At 53.0% G+C, this 2,952-nt stretch carries 1 rRNA gene; it reads right to left on the bottom strand.

What is annotated here, in order from left to right:
• Positions 1 to 16: 16 nt before the first annotated feature.
• Positions 17 to 2,897 (bottom strand): 23S ribosomal RNA (locus C5F75_RS06810).
• Positions 2,898 to 2,952: the final 55 nt, after the last annotated feature.

Here is a 2,952-nt window from a genome sequence, read left to right as displayed (position 1 = left end):
AAGGCAGACTTGTTATAGGATCAAGCCTTACGGGCAATTAGTATCGGTTAGCTGAACGCATTACTGCGCTTACACACCCGACCTATCAACGTCCTGGTCTCGAACGACCCTTCAAGGAGGTCAAGCCTCCAGGGATATCTCATCTTAAGGCGAGTTTCCCGCTTAGATGCTTTCAGCGGTTATCTCTTCCGAACATAGCTACCCGGCGATGCCACTGGCGTGACAACCGGTACACCAGAGGTTCGTCCACTCCGGTCCTCTCGTACTAGGAGCAGCCCCCTTCAAATATCCAACGCCCACGGCAGATAGGGACCAAACTGTCTCACGACGTTTTAAACCCAGCTCACGTACCTCTTTAAATGGCGAACAGCCATACCCTTGGGACCGGCTACAGCCCCAGGATGAGATGAGCCGACATCGAGGTGCCAAACACCGCCGTCGATATGAACTCTTGGGCGGTATCAGCCTGTTATCCCCAGAGTACCTTTTATCCGTTGAGCGATGGCCCTTCCATACAGAACCACCGGATCACTATGACCTGCTTTCGCACCTGCTCGACTTGTCGGTCTCGCAGTTAAGCACGCTTATGCCATTGCACTATCAGCACGATTTCCGACCGTACCTAGCGTACCTTCGTACTCCTCCGTTACGCTTTGGGAGGAGACCGCCCCAGTCAAACTGCCTACCATGCACTGTCCCCGACCCGGATCACGGGCCAAGGTTAGAACCTCAAACAAACCAGGGTGGTATTTCAAGGACGGCTCCACCGAAACTAGCGTTCCGGTTTCATAGCCTCCCACCTATCCTACACAGATCGGTTCAAAGTCCAATGCAAAGCTACAGTAAAGGTTCATGGGGTCTTTCCGTCTAGCCGCGGGTAGATTGCATCATCACAAACACTTCAACTTCGCTGAGTCTCGGGAGGAGACAGTGTGGCCATCGTTACGCCATTCGTGCAGGTCGGAACTTACCCGACAAGGAATTTCGCTACCTTAGGACCGTTATAGTTACGGCCGCCGTTTACCGGGACTTCAATCAAGAGCTTGCACCCCATCATTTAATCTTCCGGCACCGGGCAGGCGTCACACCCTATACGTCCACTTTCGTGTTTGCAGAGTGCTGTGTTTTTATTAAACAGTCGCAGCCACCAGTTTATTGCAACCCCTTCACCCTCCTGGCGCAGGCCAGTCAAGCTACAAGGGCGTACCTTATCCCGAAGTTACGGTACCAATTTGCCGAGTTCCTTCTCCCGAGTTCTCTCAAGCGCCTTAGAATACTCATCTCGCCCACCTGTGTCGGTTTGCGGTACGGTCATCGTTAGACTGAAGCTTAGAGGCTTTTCTTGGAACCACTTCCAATTGCTTCGCTCCCGAAGGAGCTCGCGCCACACCCTTGAATTACGCGCCCGGATTTGCCTAAGCGCCTTCTCCAATGCAGCGACCGGGACTTCCAACACCCGGACAACCTTCCGCGATCCGTCCCCCCATCGCATCTAACAATGGTGCAGGAATATTGACCTGCTTCCCATCAGCTACGCATTTCTGCCTCGCCTTAGGGGCCGACTCACCCTACGCCGATGAACGTTGCGTAGGAAACCTTGGGCTTACGGCGAGGGGGCCTTTCACCCCCTTTATCGCTACTCATGTCAGCATTCGCACTTCCGATACCTCCAGCACCCTTTACAAGGCACCTTCGCAGGCTTACGGAACGCTCTCCTACCATGCGAGCAAGCTCGCATCCGCAGCTTCGGTATATAGCTTAGCCCCGTTACATCTTCCGCGCAGGACGACTCGATCAGTGAGCTATTACGCTTTCTTTAAAGGGTGGCTGCTTCTAAGCCAACCTCCTGACTGTTTTAGCCTTCCCACTTCGTTTCCCACTTAGCTATATTTGGGGACCTTAGCTGGCGGTCTGGGTTGTTTCCCTCTTGACACCGGACGTTAGCACCCGATGTCTGTCTCCCGTGATTGCACTCTTCGGTATTCGGAGTTTGCTATGGCGGGGTAATCTGCAATAGACCCCCCAACCATGACAGTGCTCTACCCCCGAAGGTGAGACACGAGGCACTACCTAAATAGTTTTCGGAGAGAACCAGCTATTTCCAGGTTTGTTTAGCCTTTCACCCCTATCCACAGCTCATCCCCTAACTTTTCAACGTTAGTGGGTTCGGACCTCCAGTACGTGTTACCGCACCTTCATCCTGGCCATGGATAGATCACCTGGTTTCGGGTCTACGCCCAGCAACTGAACGCCCTATTCGGACTCGCTTTCGCTACGCCTGCCCTATACGGTTAAGCTTGCTACTGAACGTAAGTCGCTGACCCATTATACAAAAGGTACGCCGTCACCCCCGAAGAGGCTCCGACTGTTTGTATGCATGCGGTTTCAGGATCTATTTCACTCCCCTCCCGGGGTTCTTTTCGCCTTTCCCTCACGGTACTGGTTCACTATCGGTCGATCACGAGTATTTAGCCTTGGAGGATGGTCCCCCCATCTTCAGACAGGATTTCACGTGTCCCGCCCTACTTGTCGCACACCTAGTTCTTTCATACTGTTTTCGCCTACAGGGCTATCACCTGCTATGGCCGCACTTTCCAGAGCGTTCGGCTAACAATACAAATAAAGAGTGCAAGGCTCATCCCATTTCGCTCGCCACTACTTTGGGAATCTCGGTTGATTTCTTTTCCTGCGGTTACTTAGATGTTTCAGTTCACCGCGTTCGCTTCGCATGGCCTATGTATTCAGCCATGGATACTCCATAAGGAGTGGGTTTCCCCATTCGGACATCTACGGATCAAAGCTCGTTTGCCAGCTCCCCGTAGCTTTTCGCAGGCTACCGCGTCCTTCATCGCCTGTGATCGCCAAGGCATCCACCACATGCACTTGTTCGCTTGACCCTATAACGAGTCTGTCTCGTTACAGGTTGAGTTCTCGCGTTGTGCCGTATTCCAA

Origin of the sequence: Burkholderia anthinoferrum (assembly GCF_002925705.1) — a bacterium.
GTDB classification, from domain to species: Bacteria; Pseudomonadota; Gammaproteobacteria; order Burkholderiales; family Burkholderiaceae; genus Burkholderia; species Burkholderia semiarida.
This window is presented reverse-complemented; position numbering and strand designations above follow the sequence as displayed.